Consider the following 277-nt stretch of genomic DNA (forward strand, 5'->3'; position numbering starts at 1 on the left):
TAATAATAGTGAATGATTTATTTTCATAAAAAGTTTAAAAAAGATTTTAAGAAATTAAGCCAAAAAGAGAAAGATAAATTTGAAGAAAGGCTTAATCTTTTTTTAATAGATGAGTTTAACCCAATTTTAAATAATCATCCCCTTAATGGGATGTATGAAGGATGCAGAAGTATAAATGTTAGTGGAGATATGAGAGCCATATATGAAATTGAATCAACAAATATTAGATTTATAACCATAGGAAATCACAATAATCTATATAAGTAAAGTTCTATAC

Annotated in this window: 1 protein-coding gene; it reads left to right on the forward strand. The window is 24.2% G+C overall.

All coding sequences use genetic code 11. The annotated features are described in order from the left end of the window. Positions 1–12 precede the first annotated feature (12 nt). Positions 13–267 carry a type II toxin-antitoxin system RelE/ParE family toxin gene (locus FQ664_RS28125; RefSeq protein ID WP_144175860.1) on the forward strand — a complete coding sequence of 85 codons (255 nt, stop codon included), beginning with the start codon at positions 13–15 and terminating at the stop codon, positions 265–267. Positions 268–277: the final 10 nt, after the last annotated feature.

Origin of the sequence: Pseudomonas persica, from assembly GCF_900291015.1 — a bacterium.
GTDB lineage: Bacteria > Pseudomonadota > Gammaproteobacteria > Pseudomonadales > Pseudomonadaceae > Aquipseudomonas.

What these genes read in the sequence shown, in the direction of transcription:
- FQ664_RS28125 (WP_144175860.1), top strand. Translation starts at nt 13, where the DNA reads ATGATTTATTTTCATAAAAAGTTTAAAAAAGATTTTAAGAAATTAAGC.